This is a genomic window from Blastopirellula sediminis, from assembly GCF_020966755.1.
In the GTDB taxonomy this organism is placed as follows: domain Bacteria; phylum Planctomycetota; class Planctomycetia; order Pirellulales; family Pirellulaceae; genus Blastopirellula; species Blastopirellula sediminis.
Genome location: NZ_JAJKFT010000010.1, coordinates 1410829 through 1429486 on the forward strand (window position 1 = coordinate 1410829; position 18658 = coordinate 1429486).

General features: G+C 58.8%; 16 protein-coding genes. 8 read left to right on the forward strand and 8 right to left on the reverse strand.

Translation table 11 applies throughout. From position 1 onward, the window contains the following. Window positions 1-12: 12 nt before the first annotated feature. On the reverse strand, window positions 13-2136 hold the full coding sequence (locus LOC68_RS17400; RefSeq protein ID WP_230221080.1) for a DUF1549 domain-containing protein: 2124 nt from the start codon (window positions 2134-2136) through the stop codon (window positions 13-15). 283 nt (window positions 2137-2419) lie between these two features. Between LOC68_RS17400 and LOC68_RS17405 the strand changes: the two genes are divergently transcribed. The 5 genes from LOC68_RS17405 to LOC68_RS17425 all read left to right on the forward strand — a co-directional run bounded on the left by LOC68_RS17405 (window position 2420) and on the right by LOC68_RS17425 (window position 7105). Continuing rightward, window positions 2420-3427 (forward strand): SMP-30/gluconolactonase/LRE family protein, encoded by a 1008-nt coding sequence (locus LOC68_RS17405; RefSeq protein ID WP_230221082.1) that lies wholly within the window; start codon window positions 2420-2422, stop codon window positions 3425-3427. Window positions 3428-3725: 298 nt separating this feature from the next. After that, window positions 3726-4091, forward strand: coding sequence for a hypothetical protein (locus LOC68_RS17410; RefSeq protein ID WP_230221084.1), 366 nt, complete (start codon window positions 3726-3728; stop codon window positions 4089-4091). A gap of 155 nt (window positions 4092-4246) precedes the next feature. After that, entirely contained in the window at window positions 4247-4693 is a 447-nt protein-coding gene (locus LOC68_RS17415) for a tetratricopeptide repeat protein (RefSeq protein WP_230221086.1), read from the forward strand. 42 nt (window positions 4694-4735) lie between these two features. After that, complete coding sequence (locus LOC68_RS17420; protein ID WP_230221087.1) at window positions 4736-5266, forward strand: hypothetical protein; 531 nt, start codon at window positions 4736-4738, stop codon at window positions 5264-5266. Between the two features lie 273 nt (window positions 5267-5539). After that, window positions 5540-7105, forward strand: coding sequence for a methyl-accepting chemotaxis protein (locus LOC68_RS17425; protein WP_230221089.1), 1566 nt, complete (start codon window positions 5540-5542; stop codon window positions 7103-7105). On the opposite strand, the gene LOC68_RS17430 is transcribed toward LOC68_RS17425, so the two are convergent. Both LOC68_RS17430 and LOC68_RS17435 read right to left on the reverse strand, forming a co-directional pair. After that, the gene (locus LOC68_RS17430; protein ID WP_230221091.1) at window positions 7102-8652 is read right to left on the reverse strand and encodes a hypothetical protein; all 1551 of its coding nucleotides are present in this window, start codon (window positions 8650-8652) and stop codon (window positions 7102-7104) included. The genes LOC68_RS17425 and LOC68_RS17430 overlap by 4 nt on opposite strands. 44 nt (window positions 8653-8696) lie before the next feature. Then, window positions 8697-10217 carry a hypothetical protein gene (locus LOC68_RS17435; RefSeq protein ID WP_230221093.1) on the reverse strand — a complete coding sequence of 507 codons (1521 nt, stop codon included), beginning with the start codon at window positions 10215-10217 and terminating at the stop codon, window positions 8697-8699. Window positions 10218-10395: 178 nt separating this feature from the next. On the opposite strand from LOC68_RS17435, the gene LOC68_RS17440 reads away from it, so the two are divergent. After that, window positions 10396-11808 (forward strand): sulfatase family protein, encoded by a 1413-nt coding sequence (locus tag LOC68_RS17440; protein ID WP_230221095.1) that lies wholly within the window; start codon window positions 10396-10398, stop codon window positions 11806-11808. A 223-nt stretch (window positions 11809-12031) separates the two neighbouring features. On the opposite strand, the gene LOC68_RS17445 is transcribed toward LOC68_RS17440, so the two are convergent. The 5 genes from LOC68_RS17445 to LOC68_RS17465 form a co-directional block, all read right to left on the reverse strand. Further along, the gene (locus tag LOC68_RS17445; protein ID WP_230221097.1) at window positions 12032-12550 is read right to left on the reverse strand and encodes a hypothetical protein; all 519 of its coding nucleotides are present in this window, start codon (window positions 12548-12550) and stop codon (window positions 12032-12034) included. A 205-nt stretch (window positions 12551-12755) separates the two neighbouring features. Continuing rightward, a complete protein-coding gene (locus LOC68_RS17450) occupies window positions 12756-13181 on the reverse strand; it encodes a hypothetical protein (RefSeq protein ID WP_230221099.1) in 426 nt (141 codons plus the stop codon). Further along, the gene (locus LOC68_RS17455) at window positions 13181-14185 is read right to left on the reverse strand and encodes a DUF1559 domain-containing protein (RefSeq protein ID WP_230221100.1); all 1005 of its coding nucleotides are present in this window, start codon (window positions 14183-14185) and stop codon (window positions 13181-13183) included. The genes LOC68_RS17450 and LOC68_RS17455 overlap by 1 nt, the downstream gene beginning before the upstream one ends. Window positions 14186-14450: 265 nt before the next feature. Next, on the reverse strand, window positions 14451-15482 hold the full coding sequence (locus LOC68_RS17460) for an agmatine deiminase family protein (RefSeq protein WP_230221102.1): 1032 nt from the start codon (window positions 15480-15482) through the stop codon (window positions 14451-14453). Continuing rightward, complete coding sequence (locus LOC68_RS17465) at window positions 15482-16378, reverse strand: carbon-nitrogen hydrolase (protein WP_230221104.1); 897 nt, start codon at window positions 16376-16378, stop codon at window positions 15482-15484. The genes LOC68_RS17460 and LOC68_RS17465 overlap by 1 nt, the downstream gene beginning before the upstream one ends. 168 nt (window positions 16379-16546) lie before the next feature. Between LOC68_RS17465 and LOC68_RS17470 the strand changes: the two genes are divergently transcribed. Continuing rightward, a complete protein-coding gene (locus LOC68_RS17470; RefSeq protein WP_230221106.1) occupies window positions 16547-17062 on the forward strand; it encodes a hypothetical protein in 516 nt (171 codons plus the stop codon). A gap of 539 nt (window positions 17063-17601) precedes the next feature. After that, window positions 17602-18561 (forward strand): DUF1559 domain-containing protein, encoded by a 960-nt coding sequence (locus LOC68_RS17475; RefSeq protein WP_230221108.1) that lies wholly within the window; start codon window positions 17602-17604, stop codon window positions 18559-18561. The last annotated feature ends 97 nt before the right edge of the window (window positions 18562-18658 follow it).

Here is an 18658-nt window from a genome sequence, read left to right on the forward strand (position 1 = left end):
ATAAGCTCTCACTTAGCGGCGAGTGGTGAACTCGGCCGAGTTAATCAGGCTCCAGAGCAGATCCTCGAACGCGGCGGCGCGATCGTCGACTTGCTTCAAATAGTCGCGCGAGATCTGCACGTCTTTCTCGGTGGGACGACGGCCGAGGACGTTGACGAAGAGTCGTTCGATCGCTTCGTCGTCGCTGGTATTCTCGGCCAGGATTTGGGCCAACTTCGTACGGGCTCCTTCGTCGGCGGCGATCTGCGCTTGCAACTGACGATTGTTCATCATGAACATCGCTTGCTGCATCGTCTGCGGACGGAACTGATCGCCGAGGGACGGGTCATAGCCGAAGGCGTCGCGAACGAGGTCTTGCGTGCTCTTCGGCGGAGGAGGGAATCGCTCTTCGCCGGTCGGTTTGCGAGCTTCTCCCTTCATGTTCGGCAGATCGATCGCGACGGCGAGCGAAGCGAAGATCTCGTCGCTCCGCATCTTCTCCGGCGCGGAGGCTTCCAACTGACCGGGATCGTCTTCTCCCTTCGGCAGCTGGCGCTGATAGGCTTGGCTGTTCAGGATCAGTCGCAACAGCGACTTGCTGTCGTACTTGTTGGCGACGAAGTGCTCGGCGACGGCGTTGTGGACTTCCGGCAGGGTCGGGAAGCCGGCCAGTTCGGTGATCTCGTCGACCGGTTCGCAGAAGGGGCGATCCATCAGCCGATCCCAGATCCGGTTGACGTACGCTTTCGCAAAGAGGGAGTTCTCAGGAGCGACGACCCACTTGGCCAGTTCGACGCGACGATCGATATCCGGGGTGTCTTTCGCGAGCGGCTCGCCGTCGAACACCGCCGGCAGCATGATCTGCTTTGATTCGGGCATTTTGTGTTCGCCGCTCGGCTTGCTCTTCACGACGATCTGCGTGCTGTCGTTCCAGGGAACGTCGGCCTTCGTGCGAACGAAGAAGGCCGCCATCTGGTGGAACCGCTCCTGCGGAATCGCGACGAACGGATGATCGTGGCACTCGGCGCATTGGATCTGGGCGCCCAGGAAGATGCGGGTCGATTCGCCGGCGAGACGCGAGATGTCGGCCTGATGATAGCCAACATAGAACGCGGCCGGGTTGTCGGCGACTTTGCCGACACCGGTCAGGATGTCATAGCTGACCTCGTCCCAGCCGACGCCGTTGTTCAACTGCTCGGCGATCCATTGCTTCGGCACGTCGTACGACAGGAAGGTCAGCTCCGGCTGCGGCGTGCGATAGCTGAAGACGTCGCTCCAGTAGTTCGCCCAGTTGGCGCCGAACTCTTCGGAGGCGAGGAGGCGATCGATCAGCTTGGCTCGCTTGTCGGGCGAAGCGTCCGTGAGAAACTCGTTCCATTCCGCTTCGGTCGGAACGCGGCCGATGACATCGATCGTTGCGCGGCGGAGGAACGTTTCGTCGTCGACCGGCGGAGTTGGGTTTGCGACATTTGCGGTCGAATCGATCAGGTCGTCGAGTTCACGCGAGGTAAGCGTTCGCAGGCCGGTCGATTCGATCCGCTCAAAGGGAGGCGCCGTCGCCAACTCTTCGGTTTGCTGTTTCGCTTTCTTGTCGCCGGGATCGACCGTCTTGGCGACGAACTTTTCGAGCTTCGGCAGATCCTTCACCGCGACCAGCAGTACGGCGTCGGCGATGATGATGCCATTGGGATCGTCGTTGGTGATTTTGACGACCGCTTTTTCGTCCGAGGGGAAGTGATACTTACCGAGCGATTGAAACGACGCGGGGCCCTTGGGGCCGGGACGTTGATTCAAGCGTTGCCGAGATTCGCCATTCTGATGTTGGATGATGATCGGGGCTTGTTCGGCCCGATTGGGACCGCCGTTGAAGGCGAGGAAGACTTCGTATTCGCCGGCTTCGGGAACGACGGTGGCGAAGGTGAGCGACTTCGATTCTTTGCTGTCGGGCATCGCCGACGTGCCGCTATGAACATAGCCTTGGCCGACGTAGGGAGCGGTATGTTTCGAATCGTGCCAGGCGCCTTCTTTGACTGCGACCGCATCGTCGAGCAGGATGCCAGGGAGCTTGGAGACGTCAAGAACGTCCGCCGCGGAGGCAAGTTGCGGACCGGCCAGGCAAGCCGAAAGCAGCACAAGAGCGAAACGACGCAGCGCCATGTCGGTGCACCTAGGTAGGAGTAAAGGTGGCGATGGGAGGCGAGACCCTTCGGCAGGGAAGAGCGGAGTCGAATTTACCCAATCCAGTGGGCTGGGTCAACAAAAACCTTGTTTTTGCGAGTTATTGCGCTTCGTCAGCTGATTATAGTGGTGGATAGATTCGCATAGGAACCTTTTTCCCGCCAGTTCGCTAGTTTGCGTCGCGCTTTGGCTCCGGCTACGATAAGACCGCAAATCGCCCTCTCACCCTTCCAATTTGTCGCCCCTGTTTGGATTCGCCCCTATGAGCGTCACTCGCCGAACCGTTCTCGCCCTCGGGATGCTAGCCCTCGTTTCCACTCCTCTGTTTGCCGAAACGCCGAAGTCGATCGGTAAGATCGAACGGCTTGATCCGGCGATCAACAAATTGATACCGGCCGACTCGGTGATCGAGGTGTTGGCCGACGGATTCGATTGGAGCGAAGGCCCGGTCTGGGTTCCGCAAGGAGAGTACGCCCTGTTCAGCGACATCCCGCCGAACCGAATCATGAAGTGGAAGGAAGGGGAAGGGATCAGCATTTTCATGGAGCCGAGCGGTTATACCGGCAAGGCGCCGTTCACCGGCAAAGAGCCGGGTACCAACGGCTTGGCGCTGAACGCCAAAGGTGAGCTGACCGCATGCTGCCATGGCGATCGGAACCTGGTGAAGTTCGTCGACGGCAAGCGCGTGGTGCTGGCCGACAAATACGACGGCAAGCGTTTCAACAGCCCGAACGATTTGGTGATTCACAGCAGCGGCGACATCTACTTCACCGATCCGCCGTACGGCCTGCCGAAGAACTTCGATGATCCGGGCCGCGAGCAAGATTGGTGCGGCGTCTATCGCTTGAAGAAAGATGGCACGGTTGATCTGGTGACGAGCAAGCAAACCCGTCCGAACGGCGTCGGGCTGTCGCCTGATGAAAAGACGTTGTACGTCGCCCAAAGCGATCCGCAAGCGGCGACCATTACCCGCTATCCGCTGAACGCTGACGGCAGCGTCGGCGAAGGGACGGTCTTCTACGATGGGACCAGCCAGGTCGGCAAGGTGAAGGGTCTGCCTGACGGCATGGCGGTCGACGCGACCGGCAACATCTGGGCGACCGGCCCGGGCGGCGTGCTGGTCTTCACTCCGGAAGGAAAGCAGATCGGTTTGCTCAACACCGGCGAAGCGACCGCCAACTGCACCTTCGGCGCAGACGGATATTTGTATATTACTGCCGACATGTATTTCTGCCGCGTGAAGACGAACGTGAGCGGAATTAAGAAGTAAGAGGAGTTAATCCTGTCGACGCGCCCGGGCGATCGTAGCCCGAGGCGCGAGCCGAGGGACTGCGGCCGCAAGAACGGTAGGGCAGGCCAAGCCTGCCGAAGGCAAACGGTAAGTTTTACGGCGTCTGCGGCGCTGGTAAAAAAGAACGGCAGGCACGGCCTGCCCTACGAGATTTCCCCCACTAGATTTGTTCGCATTCGCCGCCGGCTGCCGCTAAAATGTACCTGCTGCAGCTATTGTTTTTCCAATGCGGATGTCACGAGTTTGCGTGACCGATTCCTTTCGTATGGCAAGTACGATGAGTGATTCGAAACTCACGGATGATGAAATCCTGAATTTAGTCGGAACTCCCACGACGATCGAGTTTGGTTCGGCGCCTGAGGGGCCGGAAGATCGGCGGCGGGAAAAGTTCTACCAGCAAGTCGCCGAGTGTCTTGGGCACCAGGTCGATATCGCGAACCTGCGCGATGAGTTCGACAAAGAACGCGCTACGCCGGAGTTTCTGGCGGCGGTCGACGCGTTTCTCGACAGCGCGACCGAAGCGCACGAGTGCTGGACCTTCTGCTCGCCCCAAACCGCATGGCGCGATCTGGCCGGTTGCGGCGGTTACGCGCTGGTGATCGTGGGGCACGTGACGAACGTGTTGATTACGATTCAGAATTGAGTGAGTCGCGGCGCATCCTTTGGGACCGGCCGCAGCGTCTTCTCCCTATTGGCGGGGGGAGCATTGGGGCGACATGGGCAAAACGGACGGCGGTGTGATACAATTGCCGGCGCTATCAAACCCCCCAAGACTTGTACCTTCGCCCGGAAGCTGAAATGTCGGATTTGGATGATTTCCTTTACGAGCAAGTCACCGAACTGAGCCAGGAAGGGAACGTGCTGTTTGACGACGGCGACCTTGACGCGGCGATGGCGAAATTCGACGCCGCGTGGGGGTTGTTGCCGGAACCGAAAAACCAGTGGGAAGCGGCTCTCTGGCTGCTAGCAGCGAAGGGGGACGTCTATTTCGCTCGGCAGCAGTACGCTGAGGTGGTCGACGCTATGATGCGGGCCGCGATGTGCCCCGATGGGCTCGGAAACCCCTTCATCCACCTGCGGCTTGGCCAGGCCTACTGGGAACTTGGCGATAAGTCGCGTGCTGGCAACGAGCTTACGATGGCGTACATGGCCGCCGGCGCCGATATATTCGAAGACGAGGACCCAAAGTACCTCGATTACCTAAAAACGATCTTGCAACCGCCGGTCGGACAAGACACGCTGTAATCTTTCCTCCACAAACTAGATAGGACGATTTTTCTACCAGCCATGAACATTCAATCATGGGGCTCCGCCGTAAAGCGATTGCTCGGAGAGCTGCAAGACATTGATTTTGGTACTCCCCTGGGCGAAAACGTCCTTCACGAGCCGCAGCCGGCCGATGACGTGCAGAAGTGCATTGATCAAATCGGCCTGCAAGACGGGAAAAAGCTGGCCGAATTCTATACCTACTGCGACGGCTTGAGCTGGCCTGATGTGCATGTCGGGTATTTCATTTCGCCAATCGCTCGGCTTGCTGAAGTGCAAAACGGCGATCCAACCACGATCGTCGGCGGCTCGAACGCCGGCGACGTGCAACTGATCGGCAGCGACGGCGGCGGACGCTTGTTCGTCATGCGGAAGGAAGAGCAGGACGTGCTGGTCCTCCCTCCCGGTGAGATCGTCGACGGCAAGTACGACGACTCGGCGGAACGTTCGATCTGGGTGGCGATCGACCTGAAGACCTTCCTGGTCATGCTGCATGACGACTTGAAGGCGTTCGTCCTCGATACGCCCGACCACAGCTTCCTGGGAAGCTAATTCGAGCCCCAGATCTCGCTCGGTGGGCGAAAAGAACGCCTGCGGGGGAGCAACGACCGTCATTTCCGCTTCGTTCCGGCGTCTTGTAGCCGGGTTCTAAGCTCACTCTACATGGGGGATTCCGCAATTTTAGCGCAATCCTCCGCTTGTTCATTTGGCGCAAGCTACGTTCCTTCAAGTAGTTTTCCCTTTCCAAGGGCGCCGCGAAAGCGACTTGGGAAAGGGGCGTTCGATGAACTCTATGGGTAATGAGTGCGCGGAATGATTGGGGCGATGCATTTGAACCTGCCGGAACTGGATCAGGACGAACGAAACGAATTTGCGCGACGTCAACGTGAGTTAGACGGGCGCGTGAACAAGTTGTTTGCGGTCTTGTTGCTCGTCCAGTGCGTGATCTCGGTCGCACTCGCCTTCTGGCTGACTCCGCTGACCTGGAGCGGCGCCGAAAGCAACGTCCATGCCCACGTCTGGGGAAGCATTTTGCTGGGCGGTTTGCTTGGCGTCTTTCCGGCTTACCTCGGTTGGTTTCATTCGCAGCATACGGCGACGCGGTATGTGATCTCAGCCGCGCAGGTCGGGTTCTCAGGCTTGCTGATTCATATTGCCGGCGGCCGTTCGGAGATGCACTTTCACGTCTTCGCGTCGCTCGCGTTCCTCACGCTCTATCGCGATCCCTGGACGATCGTGCTGGCGACCGTCGTCGTTGCGGTCGATCACCTGGGACGTGCGATCTTTTGGCCGCAGTCGATCTTCGGCGTTTCCGATCCGGCGGTGATGCGAGCGCTGGAGCATGCGATGTGGGTGATCATTGAGGATGCGGTCCTCTTGGTCGGCATAGCCCAGGCTCGTCGCGAAGCGGCTGAAGCGGTGAAGCAGCATATCTCGGTCGATCGTTCGCACGAAACGCTTCGCAGCGCCATCGACGATCTGCGTCCGGTCCTCGACAAAGCGGCTCACGGCGACTTGAGCGCCAACGTTCCGGCGATCAATGATCCGCTGGTCCGTCGCCTGGGAGACGACTTCCAGCAGACGCTCGACTCGTGGAAGCAAGTGATTGTGAAGGTCTCCGGCACCGTCCGCGACGTCACCAACAGTTCGTCGACGCTGCAGGAAAGCTCGAGCCAATTGGCGGCCGGCATTCGCGATCAGGCGACCGCGTTCGCCGCGATCGAACAATCGCTGACGTCGCTGAGCCAATCGATTCAAGACATTCGCCAACGGAGCGAAGAAGTGGGACGTTCGGCCGGCGAAGCGTCGCAAGTCGCCAAGCAGGGCGAACTGGCGCTGCAAGAATCGGAACGCTCGATGCAGGACATTCAAAACAGCTCCAGCGCCATGGCGGCGGCGATCAGCGTGATTCAGGATCTGGCCGAGCAAACCAATCTGCTCGCGTTGAATGCGACGATCGAAGCGGCCCGCGCCGGCGAGGCCGGTAAGGGTTTCGCCGTGGTCGCCGGCGAAGTGAAGCAGCTGGCCCAGCGCAGCAACGAGAGCGCCGACGAAATCAACAAGCTGATCGTCGAGTCGCAGCGCCGCGTGAAAGACGGCGTGACCGCTGGCGAAAAGACCGGCGCCTACTTCCGCGAAATCTGCGAAGCGGTTCAAGCGTCGCAAGGAGAGATGAGCGAAATCATCTCGGTCACGCAAAGCCAATCGCAAGTCGCGCGACAGCTGGAAGCGGAACTGGAACGCCTGCGTCAGATCAGCAACCAAAACCAGTCGAGCGGCAATCAGCTGTCGAGCGAAGGAGACCAACTGGACTCGCTGGCCCAGATGCTCAACGAGTGCGTCGCGATCTTCAAGACCGGGGAGCAAGGTTCGCTAACGACGGCGCTCTAAGGAGATGACGTTTCGGGAAGGGGCGCTACGGGGTAGAGCCCTTTTTCTTTGAGGTAAGCGGTTACGTCGCCACTGTTCTCTTCCAGCTTCGTCAGTCTCTCCAGGAAGTCTTGGTTGACGCCGGGACCGGTTAGTTTGCATCTGCTGAACGAGAGGGAGGGGATTCGCGCGACGGACGCGAGCGAGCGATTGGTGATGGGACTATTGAAGACCCAAAGATTCGCCAGGCTCGGGTGTTGTTCCAACAAGGCGATTCCTTGGTCGCTGACTTGGGTGTGGTATAACTCCAATCTCGTTAGTTGGTCCATGGCGGCGATTTGCAGCATCATTTGATCATCGATTTCTTTACCGGATAACGTCAGCGACCTCAGCTGCGGAAGTTGAGCGATTTTCGCCATGGCGGCGGCGTCTGGGCCATCGCAGTCGAGACAAAGATAGGTCAGATTCTTGGCGTCTCCTAATGCGGAAAGCGACGCGCCATCGGTTGTGCAAGCGGTGATAGCGAGGGAGGTCAGGTGCGGAATTGCGGCGATTTCCTGCACCGCCAGGGGAGACAAATCGGTATGGCCGATCCGCAGCTTCGACAAACTGGGCCAGCGCTGCGACAAATCGCTTCCAACGCCGCCGAAACTTGCCAGTGGCGGCGATGCGCTAATGTCGAGCATTTCAAGCGTGTGGCGCCTGCCCCAATGCTCCAGCGTCGTCGCGTCAACCGCTGGACTGTCGACAGGTTGACCATTCACAGAACGGAGGCGATGTCCCCAAACGGTCAGTTCGGTGAGATTGGGCGATCGCTCCAGGTAATTTAGTCCGGCGACATCGAAGTCAGAGAAAGTGACCCTCAGCTCGCGAAGCGATTTCAATTTGGAGATGCCCTGCAGTGCATCGGCCGTAACGTCCATGCAGGCAATATCAAGTTTTTCCATCTGCGGCCAACTATCGAGCGCTACTTCGAGTTGGGGAAAAACGGGGGTGACGTTCTTTTTTACCTCGCGATCAAAAAGTAGTTGGTTGAACTGGGCGTCGTGGTGGAACCTAAATCGTTTCAGGTGCGGCCAAGCGTTGATTTGTCGCAAGTCGTTTGAGGTTAGTTGACAACTTTCCAGTTCCAATGATTCCAGCATGTGCAGGTTTTCAAACGTGGAGCCGGTTTGCGGGCCTTGGTAGTCGTAGAGCGTCAGTTCCTCCAGCTTGAGCAGTTCTCCCGCCGCTTGCCAGTCTTCGAGATTGAACTTACTTGGCGTTCCAGGAGATCTGATGAGCAGTCGCGTGGAAGGAAGATAAAGACGTCCGCGTCCGAGTTCGCTGAAATTGGGTGGGAACAAATTCCAGCGACCGTCGTCACGACTCCAAGTTGTCGAGAATCTGGAACGCAAATGCTCGGCCGCCGCTTGGTCTTTGTCATGCCGCATCTTCTCGGCGCCGATCCACGCGAAGAGGACCGCCAAGATCGGCGTCGCGATCAAGAGAGTGCGCAGCGAGAAACGCAGCCGCCGGCGGGGCGGCGGAGTGGTCATTGTCGGGAGTGGCGATTCTTCGCTTTTCATAGTTCCTTTATCGTTAGTTGCGCTGCGAGGTTCGCCTTGGTGGGCTAAGGCTTAGGGGGTGACGCGGGGAAGATCCCTTTCTGTTCCAACAGCGCCGTGACGTCTTTCCCTTCATAAGCCGCTTGCCGGACTTCGTCCAGCAAGTTGGGATCAATTCGTGTCGAGTCAAACGCGCAGAGCGGCAGAATCAGCGTTTTAATTCTTACGAGCGACGCCAAAGCGGAGTTCGTTACCTGTCCGCCGTGAATCTGGATGGTCAGAAGTTGAGGATGGGTTTCTAGAAGGGCGATTCCTTCATCGCTGACCAGCGTGTCATCGAGTGATAAAAACTGAAGATCATTCAGTTTTGCGATTCGCTTCATCGTTTGATCCGTGACCGTTTCGCCTTGAAAGAAAAGCGCTTCGAGCTGCGGAAGCGACGCCAGACCTTCGACAAGCAGCTCGTTGTCCCCGGGATCGCTGAGACGGACTTCGACAAGATTACGCGCCCCCTGAAACGCTTTCATCGCGTCCGGATCGATAGTGCAGGCTTTGACATAGAGACTTTGAAGACGCGGGATCGCCGCGATCTCTTCAACAGCTTGTTTCGACAAATGGACGTGGTCTAGCTGGAGGTCGTAAAGGCTTGGCCAGCGATTTGGCGCGTTGTCGCCCCCAAAATTGCGGAGCTGTGCGTGATGGAAGGCGAGCGTCTCCAGTTTTTCCAGGCGACCAAGATGGTTGAGCGTCACTTCATCCATGACTCCGTGGCTTGCCGGCTCGTTCTTCGGGAGTGAGTCGGGACGCCAAATCAGCGACAAGTGTTGCAGTTCCGTCAGGTCCTTCAATTGACGCAATCCATGAGGCGGAACTACGCAGTTGACTAGCCTGAGATCTTGCAGTTGAGTTGAAGCGGCGATGGCTTCCATCGCCAACACCGGAAGTTGCTGATTCGACAAGTGCAGAAACTCCAGCTCCGGCCACGGCTCCGGGCCGATATCGAGCAGTGGAGGCTGGAAGTTAATCGGCGTCGGAGCGTTTTTGCGATTCTGCGGGCCAGTGAAATCGTCCGACGGTGAGATTCTTAGCCTCCGTAAGTGTCGCAGCTGTTGGATTTGCCGCAGATCGTTGGAAGTCGGCTCGCCGTACCATAAGACAAGACTCTGGATTGAAGTAAGTCGAGAAAACGTTTCTCCTGTCGTCGGGCCACGGTAACTATAGATCGTGACCTGTTTTGGCGCTGCGAATTGACCAATCGCGATCCAGTCATCCTCATCGGCTTGGAGATGTGCGAATTCAATGCTGGTATAGGGATGATAAAGCCGACCTCGCAGCAGTTGGTCCATTTGCAGCGGCGAAAATGTCCAGGTTCCCTCGTCGGGAGTCGCCAAAAAGAACGAGTGTCGCGAACCGATCTTCTCGGCAGCCGCTTGGTCCTGATCATGCCGCAGCTTCTCGCCGCCGATCCACGCGAAGAACAAGGCGAACAACGGCGTGATGATCACCAGCGTGCGCAGCGAGAATCGCAATCGCCAACGGCGCGGCGGAGTTGCGGTTGTCGGGAGTGGCGATTCTTCGCTTTCCATGGCGTGCATCTTCCTCGATAGCGGGGGGGAACGCAAAGGAAATCAGCCTGTAAAAAGTCTGGCAGCTTCCTCCCAAAAAAAGCTTTGCACTGGCGCTCCGCTCGGTGATACCATGAGACATCACCCGCCCCGCCTAGCTTCCTTCCTTTCCTTCCTTCCGCGAATGACGGCACGATCTATGGTTCGACTCTTGTCGCTGGCGTTTGTCGCCGGGCTTTGTTTCTGTTTTTCCAAGACCGCGCAGTGCGAAGAAAAACGGCCGCCCAATATTGTTCTCTTCTTTGTCGATAACCTGGGGACCGGCGACATCGGTTGTTATGGATCCGATCTGCATCGGACGCCGCATATCGATCGGTTAGCGGCGGAAGGGTTGAAGCTGACCAGCTTTTATGTCGCCAGCGGCGTCTGCACGCCGAGTCGCGCGGCGCTGATGACCGGGTGTTATCCGCTGCGGGTCGACATGCATGTGAGCGGGGAAGGGGGCGTTGTGCTGCGGCCGCTTGATACGAAGGGGCTGAACCCGACCGAAACGACGATGGCCGAGACGCTCAAGTCGGCCGGCTATGCGACCGGGATCTTCGGCAAATGGCACCTGGGAGATCAGCCGCAGTTTCTGCCGACGCGGCAAGGGTTCGACACCTTCTTTGGCATTCCCTACAGCGACGACATGGTCAAAGAGTTGAAGCCGGACATCTGGCCCGAGCTGCCGCTGATGCGGGATGAGACGGTGATCGAAGCGCCGGTCGATCGCGACTATCTGGTCCGCCGCTGCACGGAGGAAACGATCGCGTTCATCGAGAAGAACAAGGATCGCCCTTTCTTCGCCTATGTGCCGCACACGATGCCTGGTTCGACGAATCATCCGTTCGCCAGTCCGGCGTTTCAGGGGAAGTCGAAAAACGGCAAGTATGGCGACAGCGTCGAAGAGCTTGACTGGAGCACCGGCCAGGTGATGGATGCGCTGAAGCGACTTGGTATCGACGATAACACGCTGGTGATCTGGACCAGCGACAACGGCGCTCCGCGGCGCAATCCGCGGCAGGGGAGCAACGCGCCGTATCAAGGGGACGGTTACAACACCAGCGAAGGGGCGATGCGGATGCCCTGCGTGATGCGGTGGCCGGCCAAGATCGCCGCCGGACGAACGAGCGACGCGCTGTGCTCGACGATGGACCTGCTGCCGACCTTCGCCAAGCTGACCGGCGCCAAGGCGCCGCAGAATGAAATCGACGGCCATGACATCGCCAGCATCTTGTTCGCCGATAGCGGCGACGCGTCGCCGTGGGATCAAGACGGGTTTGCGTTCTACCAGATGGATCAACTGCAAGCGGTCCGCGCCGGCCAATGGAAGCTCTATCTGCCGCTTGGTCCGCAAGAAGCGAAACGGTTTCCGCCGGCGGCGAACAAGCAGGGCTCGCCGGCGCTGTACGACGTTCGCCATGATCTGCACGAAGATCATGAAGCGTCGGCCGAACATCCCGAGGTAGTCGCGCAGCTGACCAAACTGGCCGAGCAGATCCGCCAAGAGGTGAGCGAAGAACGCCGGCCTGCGGGGAAAGAGGAAAGCCCGCAGGGGCTTTTCATGCAGTAGAAGTAGTTCTCGAAAATAGTAGCCCGAAGCGCAAGCGAGGGAAATGCGTTTGGCTAAATGACGAATGTCGAAACCAGAATGACGAAATAGAGAGAGTTCGTCACTCGAGCTTCGGCATTCGTCGTTCCGCTTGCGTCCGCATTTCCCTCGCTTGCGCTTCGGGCTACTAAAGTAAAGATTTGGTTGCCGGCACAATCTACTCGTCGTTCAGCGGGTAGGGAAACTACGGACGGACTGGTCCGCCGTCGTCAGGTCCACCGCCGAGAGGACCAAGGTTGACCCTGTCGTTCAGAACGGTGTAGGTGCCGCTGCGGATCCAGCGGACGACGGTGTCGCCGTAATGCCGCTCCGCTTCGGGCAATGCGTAGTAACCGCCGTCGTCAACGCGATGCCAATGGGCGCTACGTGAGATGCGCATGCCGTCGAGTCGCGTGATGACGTCCCCCAGCTGAACGTGGGGCAAATCTTGCAGCGGCGAGCCTTCATCCATGCCGACGATGCGTGCGCCCCAAAACGTAACGCGTTGACCATTCTGGCGGATATACATCCACTCGAGATAGAGTTGGGCCCGCAACTTACTCGAGTAGTAGACGCCGGAAGAATCCATCATCCGCGCCATTTTGGGCGCCGCTTCGAGGTTTGCAGGTTCCCCTTTGGGCTCCGGCTCATGTTCTTCCGCCGGAGCGTTTTGCAGCAAGCAAAGGGTCAGCAGCGGAATCAAAAGCAGCATTCGGCTTTTCATGTCGCAGTCCCTATTTGAAAGGAAATCCGTCCCTTCACTTCTTTCTACTCCTCTTGCCGGGGAACGCAATGGTCGGAGGGGAAAGGAAGGGGATTTCTTGCGAGCGAAGAGAACAGGGAGATTTTGACTTGCCTTCGTAGCAATCGCCGACCGCATTTCCCTCGCTTGCGCTGCGGGCTACGAAAGACCTGATCACCGGCTTGCGCTACTTTTCATTCGGCGGGTTCGGGACGTCGAAGTTGTGGGTCGACGCTTTCTCGGGGACTTCGATCTGTTCGCGGTGGACGCGAAAGACCATCGTCCCGTAGCGATAAAAATCGTTCTTGGGAGAAGGTTGGCCGTCGTAGCCTTCGATCCGTACGTTGTGCGGACCGGGGACGACCCCTTTGCCGTTGTTGTTCGTATCGTAGTAGCCGTCGACGATGTCGGCGTAACCTCCAGGGCCGGAGTTCCCTTGCTCGGTATCGGGGGCGAAGGAGATGCGACCGGCCGGCAGCGGCTGGCCGTCGTAGGTGATCTCTCCCTGCATACGATAACGCCGCGGCCCGTTGTCGGCCGGAGCACAGGCGCCGCACGCCGCCGCTAACAGAGCAATAGCGACGGCGCGCTGCGCAGAAGTGTGGAACCGCATTAGTTCCAACCTCCTGTCGGTAGATCGTCGCCGCGTCGGCCGAGCGAACGATAGACGGCGAGGTCAATGTTCTCGCTGACGAAATGGACCGAAGCGTCTCCCAGCGTGAAGAGGCAACCGCCGGGGTGTCGACTGCCGAAGGTATGCGACATCTCGGGCAGCTGGTGCGACGTAGCGATCTGCGGAGCGCTGTTGATCGAATTGCCCGCCGCGCATTGTGTGATCGGCGTGCCGTATGGATTGTTGGCCAGTTCGCCCGAAGCCCAACTGGTCGCTCGATTCTTGATGCTGGGATGCGAGCCGAGCAGGAAGTGATACATTCCTTCGCCGACCATGAAAGTGTTGGTCGTGCCGTCCGTGACGTCGGCGAAGCGGGTCTTCGAGTTGTTGTAGAACATGCCGTTGGTGAAGAAGACGCGCGTCGGGCTGCTGCTGCCGCTGCACGCGGCGTTCAGTACCGGTTCAAAAACGGTCGGATCGCCGCCTCCCTGGCAGGTGAGATAGTTGAGCGTCGGCGTGTCGCCATTGGATAGCGGATCGGATGGGCACTGGTATTTCTTCAGCGGTTGCTGCTGCCATTGTTTGTTGGGCGAAGAGCAGCTGTCAGTGAACGGTGGAAAGATCTTGGTGAAGTCGAACTTGTCATAAAGCGGGCCTTCTTCCATGTAGGGCAAGATCATCACGGTCCAGGGCGCCCAGACCTTGTTGCACTCGGAAGTGGAGCCTCCCATTGGTTGCCCGCTGGCGGTGCACGTGACGTGTCCGCTGTAGGCGCCGGCCGGAAAGCGAAGATGGGTGTCGTGATAGTTGTGCAGCGCCAGACCGATCTGCTTCATGTTGTTGGTGCAAGACATCCGCCGCGCCGCTTCGCGCGCTTGCTGCACCGCCGGTAACAACAGGGCGATCAGGACGCCGATAATCGCGATCACGACCAACAGTTCGACTAGCGTAAAACCGATTCGGCGGAGACGCGCTGGCGGCGGATCCAACAGGGATGAGTGCATGGCATTCGTACTCCGGATGAGAGGAATGCCTGAGGCGTAGGGATAAGAAAAGGTATCGGCGAAGGCGCCTCAGGGCTGAAACGAATGAAGCTCGGAGAAGTATGACTAGAGCTTTCCAAGTTGATCCGATCAGGGGGCGCCGGTCAATCGAAATCACTCGGAAAATGCCGAGTCAAACGCGCAGCAAGCCGATAGAAGTTGTTTGCAGTAGAAACGCAAAGTCAGGCGCCACGGCTCACAGAACTGTGACGCCTGGACGTTTCGTTTAGGGCATGATCTGCTGCGTGATGCAGTGATAGGCGCCAAGTCCCCAGACCAGGTCGAGGGCCGGAAGCGGGACGACTTCCCGTTCGGGGAAGCAGCGGCGCAAGACTTCCACGGCAGCGTCGTCGGCCGGGTCTTCGAACTGCGGGACGATCACCACGCCGTTGCCGATGTAAAAGTTGCAGTAGCAGGCCGGGATCCGTTGGTCTCCGACGAACTTCGGCTGCGGCATCGGCAGCTTGATTACCTCGAACGGCTGACCATGCTGATCGGTCATCGCTTCGAGTCGGGCGAAGTTCTCGGCGAGCGGTTCATGGTTTTCGTCGCCGGGGTTCGCTTCGTAGGCGGCGACGATTCGGTTCGGCGCGACAAATCGAGCCAGCTCATCGATGTGCCCGTCGGTGTCGTCGCCGACGATGCCGCGTCCGAGCCAGAGGACTTTGTCGGCGCAGAGATAGTCGCTCAGATAACGCTCCATGTCGGCTTGCGACAGGTGCGGGTTCCGATTCGGATTGAGCAGACACTCTTCGGTCGTCAGGATCACGCCGGCGCCGTTCCCTTCGACCGCGCCACCTTCCAGGATGATGCCGGGCTCAAAGTAGGGAACGTTCAGGTCGGCGAGCAAACGCTTGGCAGACGCGTCATCCGCATCCCACGGCGGATACTTGCCGCCCCACGCGTTGTACCGCCAATCGAGCGCGGCGCGCGGCTTTCCGCTGGGCGCTTCAAGGAAGATCGGCCCATGATCGCGAGCCCACGCGTCGTTGGTCGGGATGTCGTGCAGGGTGACGTTCGGCAAGTGGCCGACCATCCGCTGCGCTTCGGCGAGCGTTTCGCCGGCGGCTTGAATGTGAACCGGTTCGAACTGCGACAGCGTCTCGACCAGGCGCTGGTAGACGAACGGGATCGGCTCGAACTTGTCGGGCCAACTGTCGCGGTTATGCGCCCAGGAGAGGAGGGTGCCGGCATGCGGTTCCCATTCGGCGGGCCAGCGATAACCGAGCTGACGCGGAGTTCCTGCGAGCTTCGCCATTAGAGCGCGCCCTCGTCGAGGTAACGCTTGGTCAGTCCGCTATAGGCGTCGATCCGGCGATCACGCAGGAAGGGCCAGTGGGTGCGAGCGAAATCGATCTGGGCCAGGTTGCACTCGACCACCAAGATCTCTTCCTGATCGTGCGAGCCGACCTTCAGCAAATTGCCGTTCGGATCGCTGACGAAGGAGTGCCCCCAAAATTCGATCGTTCCTTCCAGGCCGACTCGATTCGGAGCGCAGACGAAGACGCCGTTGGCGATCGCATGGCTGCGCATCATCGTTTCCCACGCCGAGACCTGCGCCGGCCCATACTCGTCCTTCTCGTCGACCAGCCAACCAATGGCGGTCGGGTAGAAGAGGAGTTGAGCGCCGGTCAGCGCGGTCAGGCGAGCCGCTTCGGGGAACCATTGGTCCCAGCAGATGCAGACGCCGACGCGGCCGAACTTCGTCTGGAACGAGCGGAAGCCGAGATCGCCGGGGGTGAAGTAGAACTTTTCGTAGTAATGCGGATCGTCCGGGATGTGCATCTTGCGATAGATGCCCAGCTGCGTTCCGTCGGCGTCGAAGATGGCGGCAGTGTTGTGGTAGAGACCTTCGGCCCGCTTCTCGAACAGCGAGGCGACGACCACGACGCCGCATTTGGCGGCGGCGGCTTGGATCGCTTCGCTGGTCGGGCCGGGGATCGGCTCCGCTTCCTGGAACTTCAGGTGGTCTTCTTCCTGGCAAGGATACTGCCCAGCGAACAGCTCTTGCAGGCAGACGATATTGGCGCCCAGCTTGGCCGCTTCTTCGATCCGCGCGACCGCTTTGTCGACGTTTTCTTGCTTCACGGTCGAGCAGGTCATTTGCACGACGGCGACGTTCACTTTGTCGGGAACTTTAGCATGCATGGTCATCGGTTCGGGGCCTTGCGAAAGGTTGCCAGCGGTTATGATTGGTCCGGAGAGCGACGGGTGCGCTTGCGCGTATCCCGTTTGATGGTACAACAGCCGGGAAAGCGGGAAAACTACGGCTTATCGCGGGATGCGGCGATCAGGCCCAATTGCGAGGAAATAAGCGGAAAAATGGAGCTGGGAGAGGCCCTCACGCGCTGGTCGATCCGCGCCGCATTGGCGCTGTTGGTCGTCTGCTGCGCCGGTCGACAGTTGGCCGGCGAGCGGAGCCGGTGGCAAGCGATTGACCGCGTCCTCTGGCCGCTCGGCTGCGGATTGTTTCTGACGCACATCGCGGCGGCGATCTATTTCTTTCATCACGGCAGCCAGGCCGAAGCGTACGCCGACATCGCCCAGCAGACGAAACAGGTCCTAGGAGCGGCGGTGGGCGAAGGGCTGTACGTGAACTATCTGATGGCGGTCGTCTGGACCGCCGACGCGCTCTGGTTATTGGCCGCGCCAACATCGTACCGAAAGCGGCCTGTTTGGATCGAAGGAGCCGTGCTCGGCTTCTTTCTCTTCATCGCGTTCAACGGAACGGTGATCTTCAAGTCAGGTTGGCTGCGCGCGAGCGGGATCATCGGCACGCTCGTTGTTGCGGCGGCATTCGCTTGGCGCATAACGCGAGATCGGAAGAGCGAAGCGTAGTTGCATGCTGGCGCCGCTTGATTGGCGCAAAGAGAAATCATGAATTTTTCCTCTCGTTGCATTTGGCGCCCATACGTTGACTTAGTTGATTGCTATTAGCCATTGAGTGCAATATACGACTATTGTGGGCGGGAGGACGGCACGCCAGAAATGGTAGAAAGAGGCTTGTTTTTTCTTGCAAAGAGGAGACTAGTCTTTGCAATCACATCGGGAGCATTTACCTCCTTGTGGTCTTAGGATGAACCGCGTTGGGTGAGGGTTTGTACGAAAACAAAAGTTTCGTTTCGTTTTTGGAAACTCATCACGCGACCGCGGAAGCCGATTGGCTTGTCGCTCATCCATATACCTTGTCCTGATCGCATCGACGCTTCGTTGGCTCTATGCGATGCCCGTTCCAATTTCTCCGGCGCCGATTTCGGCGTTCGTGGCGATTTGCGTTTTTCCCTGCGCACTTGGCGACGTTGGTCGCTGCGCGGAGCGAAACGTTCGATTATTCGAGTCATTCTTCTTCGATTCATTCTTTCGTTGGAGCACTTCTCATGGTTTATCGAAGTCGCAGCCGCAAGGCGTTTACCTTGGTCGAGCTGCTGGTCGTGATCGCCATCATCGGCGTGTTGATCGCGCTTCTCTTGCCGGCGGTGCAGCAAGCGCGGGAAGCCGCGCGACGCATGCAGTGCACGAACAATTTGAAGCAAATCGGCCTCGCGTTTCACAACTATCACGACACCTATCTGACCTTTCCGTGCGGCGCCCGCGGGATGGACGACTGGGCGCTGAAAAACGGCAGCAACTGGCGCACGGCGATTTTGCCCGGCCTGGAACAGGGGAATATCTTCGATCAGCTCAACTTCAGCGGCAGCTTCGCCGGCAACAGCTACGCGGGGAACGAGGTGCTGATCAAGCTGAAGGTCGACGCTTATCTCTGTCCTTCCAGCGCGCTGCCGATCTTCGATACGAGCGTCGGTAACAACAGCATGGAAGGGATGTGTCATCACTACGTCGGGTTGCAAGGCGCCGCGCCGACCGTGCCGGGGAACGTCGGCGGTTACCAGGACTGCAACCACGGCTGGTCGTGCAACAACGGCTTGCTCTCGCCGAACGAATACCGCGGTTTCCGCAGCTGCATCGACGGCACGTCGAACACCGTTTTGATCTCGGAGCAGTCAGGTTTGACCGCCAACTTGAATCGCACCGCCAATTACTACGGCGGCTGGCATGGGGCCCGCAACTATGGCTACGTCGGCTCGACGAATCCCGGCTGTTCCGACTTGTGGCAGTCAGGCACGACTTGTCTGCGGTTTGCGATCAACTCCGACATCATTCAGGTCGGCGCCACCGATACGACCTATCGCAACAACACGATCTTGAATTCGTTTCACCCGGGCGGGGTCAACATGCTGTTCACCGACGGCAGCGTTCACTTCATTCCGGAAACGATCGACTTCGACATGCTGAAGCGAATGGTGGTGCGAGCCGACGGCCAAGTCGTCAGCTTATAGTCGAGAGAACATGGGTTTGGGTTGCGGCGCTTTCTCCAGAGCGACTTTGTTCGCTCTGGAGATAGCTGCAACCGAAACGTTAGGCGGCCAGTGAGGT

Coding starts and splice junctions, on each gene's coding strand:
- LOC68_RS17405 (WP_230221082.1), top strand. CDS start 2,420: ATGAGCGTCACTCGCCGAACCGTTCTCGCCCTCGGGATGCTAGCCCTC.
- LOC68_RS17460 (WP_230221102.1), bottom strand. CDS start 15,482: ATGGCGAAGCTCGCAGGAACTCCGCGTCAGCTCGGTTATCGCTGGCCC.
- LOC68_RS17430 (WP_230221091.1), bottom strand. CDS start 8,652: ATGAAAAGCGAAGAATCGCCACTCCCGACAATGACCACTCCGCCGCCC.
- LOC68_RS17455 (WP_230221100.1), bottom strand. CDS start 14,185: ATGCACTCATCCCTGTTGGATCCGCCGCCAGCGCGTCTCCGCCGAATC.
- LOC68_RS17435 (WP_230221093.1), bottom strand. CDS start 10,217: ATGGAAAGCGAAGAATCGCCACTCCCGACAACCGCAACTCCGCCGCGC.
- LOC68_RS17475 (WP_230221108.1), top strand. CDS start 17,602: ATGGTTTATCGAAGTCGCAGCCGCAAGGCGTTTACCTTGGTCGAGCTG.
- LOC68_RS17445 (WP_230221097.1), bottom strand. CDS start 12,550: ATGAAAAGCCGAATGCTGCTTTTGATTCCGCTGCTGACCCTTTGCTTG.
- LOC68_RS17425 (WP_230221089.1), top strand. CDS start 5,540: ATGCATTTGAACCTGCCGGAACTGGATCAGGACGAACGAAACGAATTT.
- LOC68_RS17400 (WP_230221080.1), bottom strand. CDS start 2,136: ATGGCGCTGCGTCGTTTCGCTCTTGTGCTGCTTTCGGCTTGCCTGGCC.
- LOC68_RS17465 (WP_230221104.1), bottom strand. CDS start 16,378: ATGACCATGCATGCTAAAGTTCCCGACAAAGTGAACGTCGCCGTCGTG.
- LOC68_RS17450 (WP_230221099.1), bottom strand. CDS start 13,181: ATGCGGTTCCACACTTCTGCGCAGCGCGCCGTCGCTATTGCTCTGTTA.
- LOC68_RS17440 (WP_230221095.1), top strand. CDS start 10,396: ATGGTTCGACTCTTGTCGCTGGCGTTTGTCGCCGGGCTTTGTTTCTGT.
- LOC68_RS17420 (WP_230221087.1), top strand. CDS start 4,736: ATGAACATTCAATCATGGGGCTCCGCCGTAAAGCGATTGCTCGGAGAG.
- LOC68_RS17470 (WP_230221106.1), top strand. CDS start 16,547: ATGGAGCTGGGAGAGGCCCTCACGCGCTGGTCGATCCGCGCCGCATTG.
- LOC68_RS17415 (WP_230221086.1), top strand. CDS start 4,247: ATGTCGGATTTGGATGATTTCCTTTACGAGCAAGTCACCGAACTGAGC.
- LOC68_RS17410 (WP_230221084.1), top strand. CDS start 3,726: ATGAGTGATTCGAAACTCACGGATGATGAAATCCTGAATTTAGTCGGA.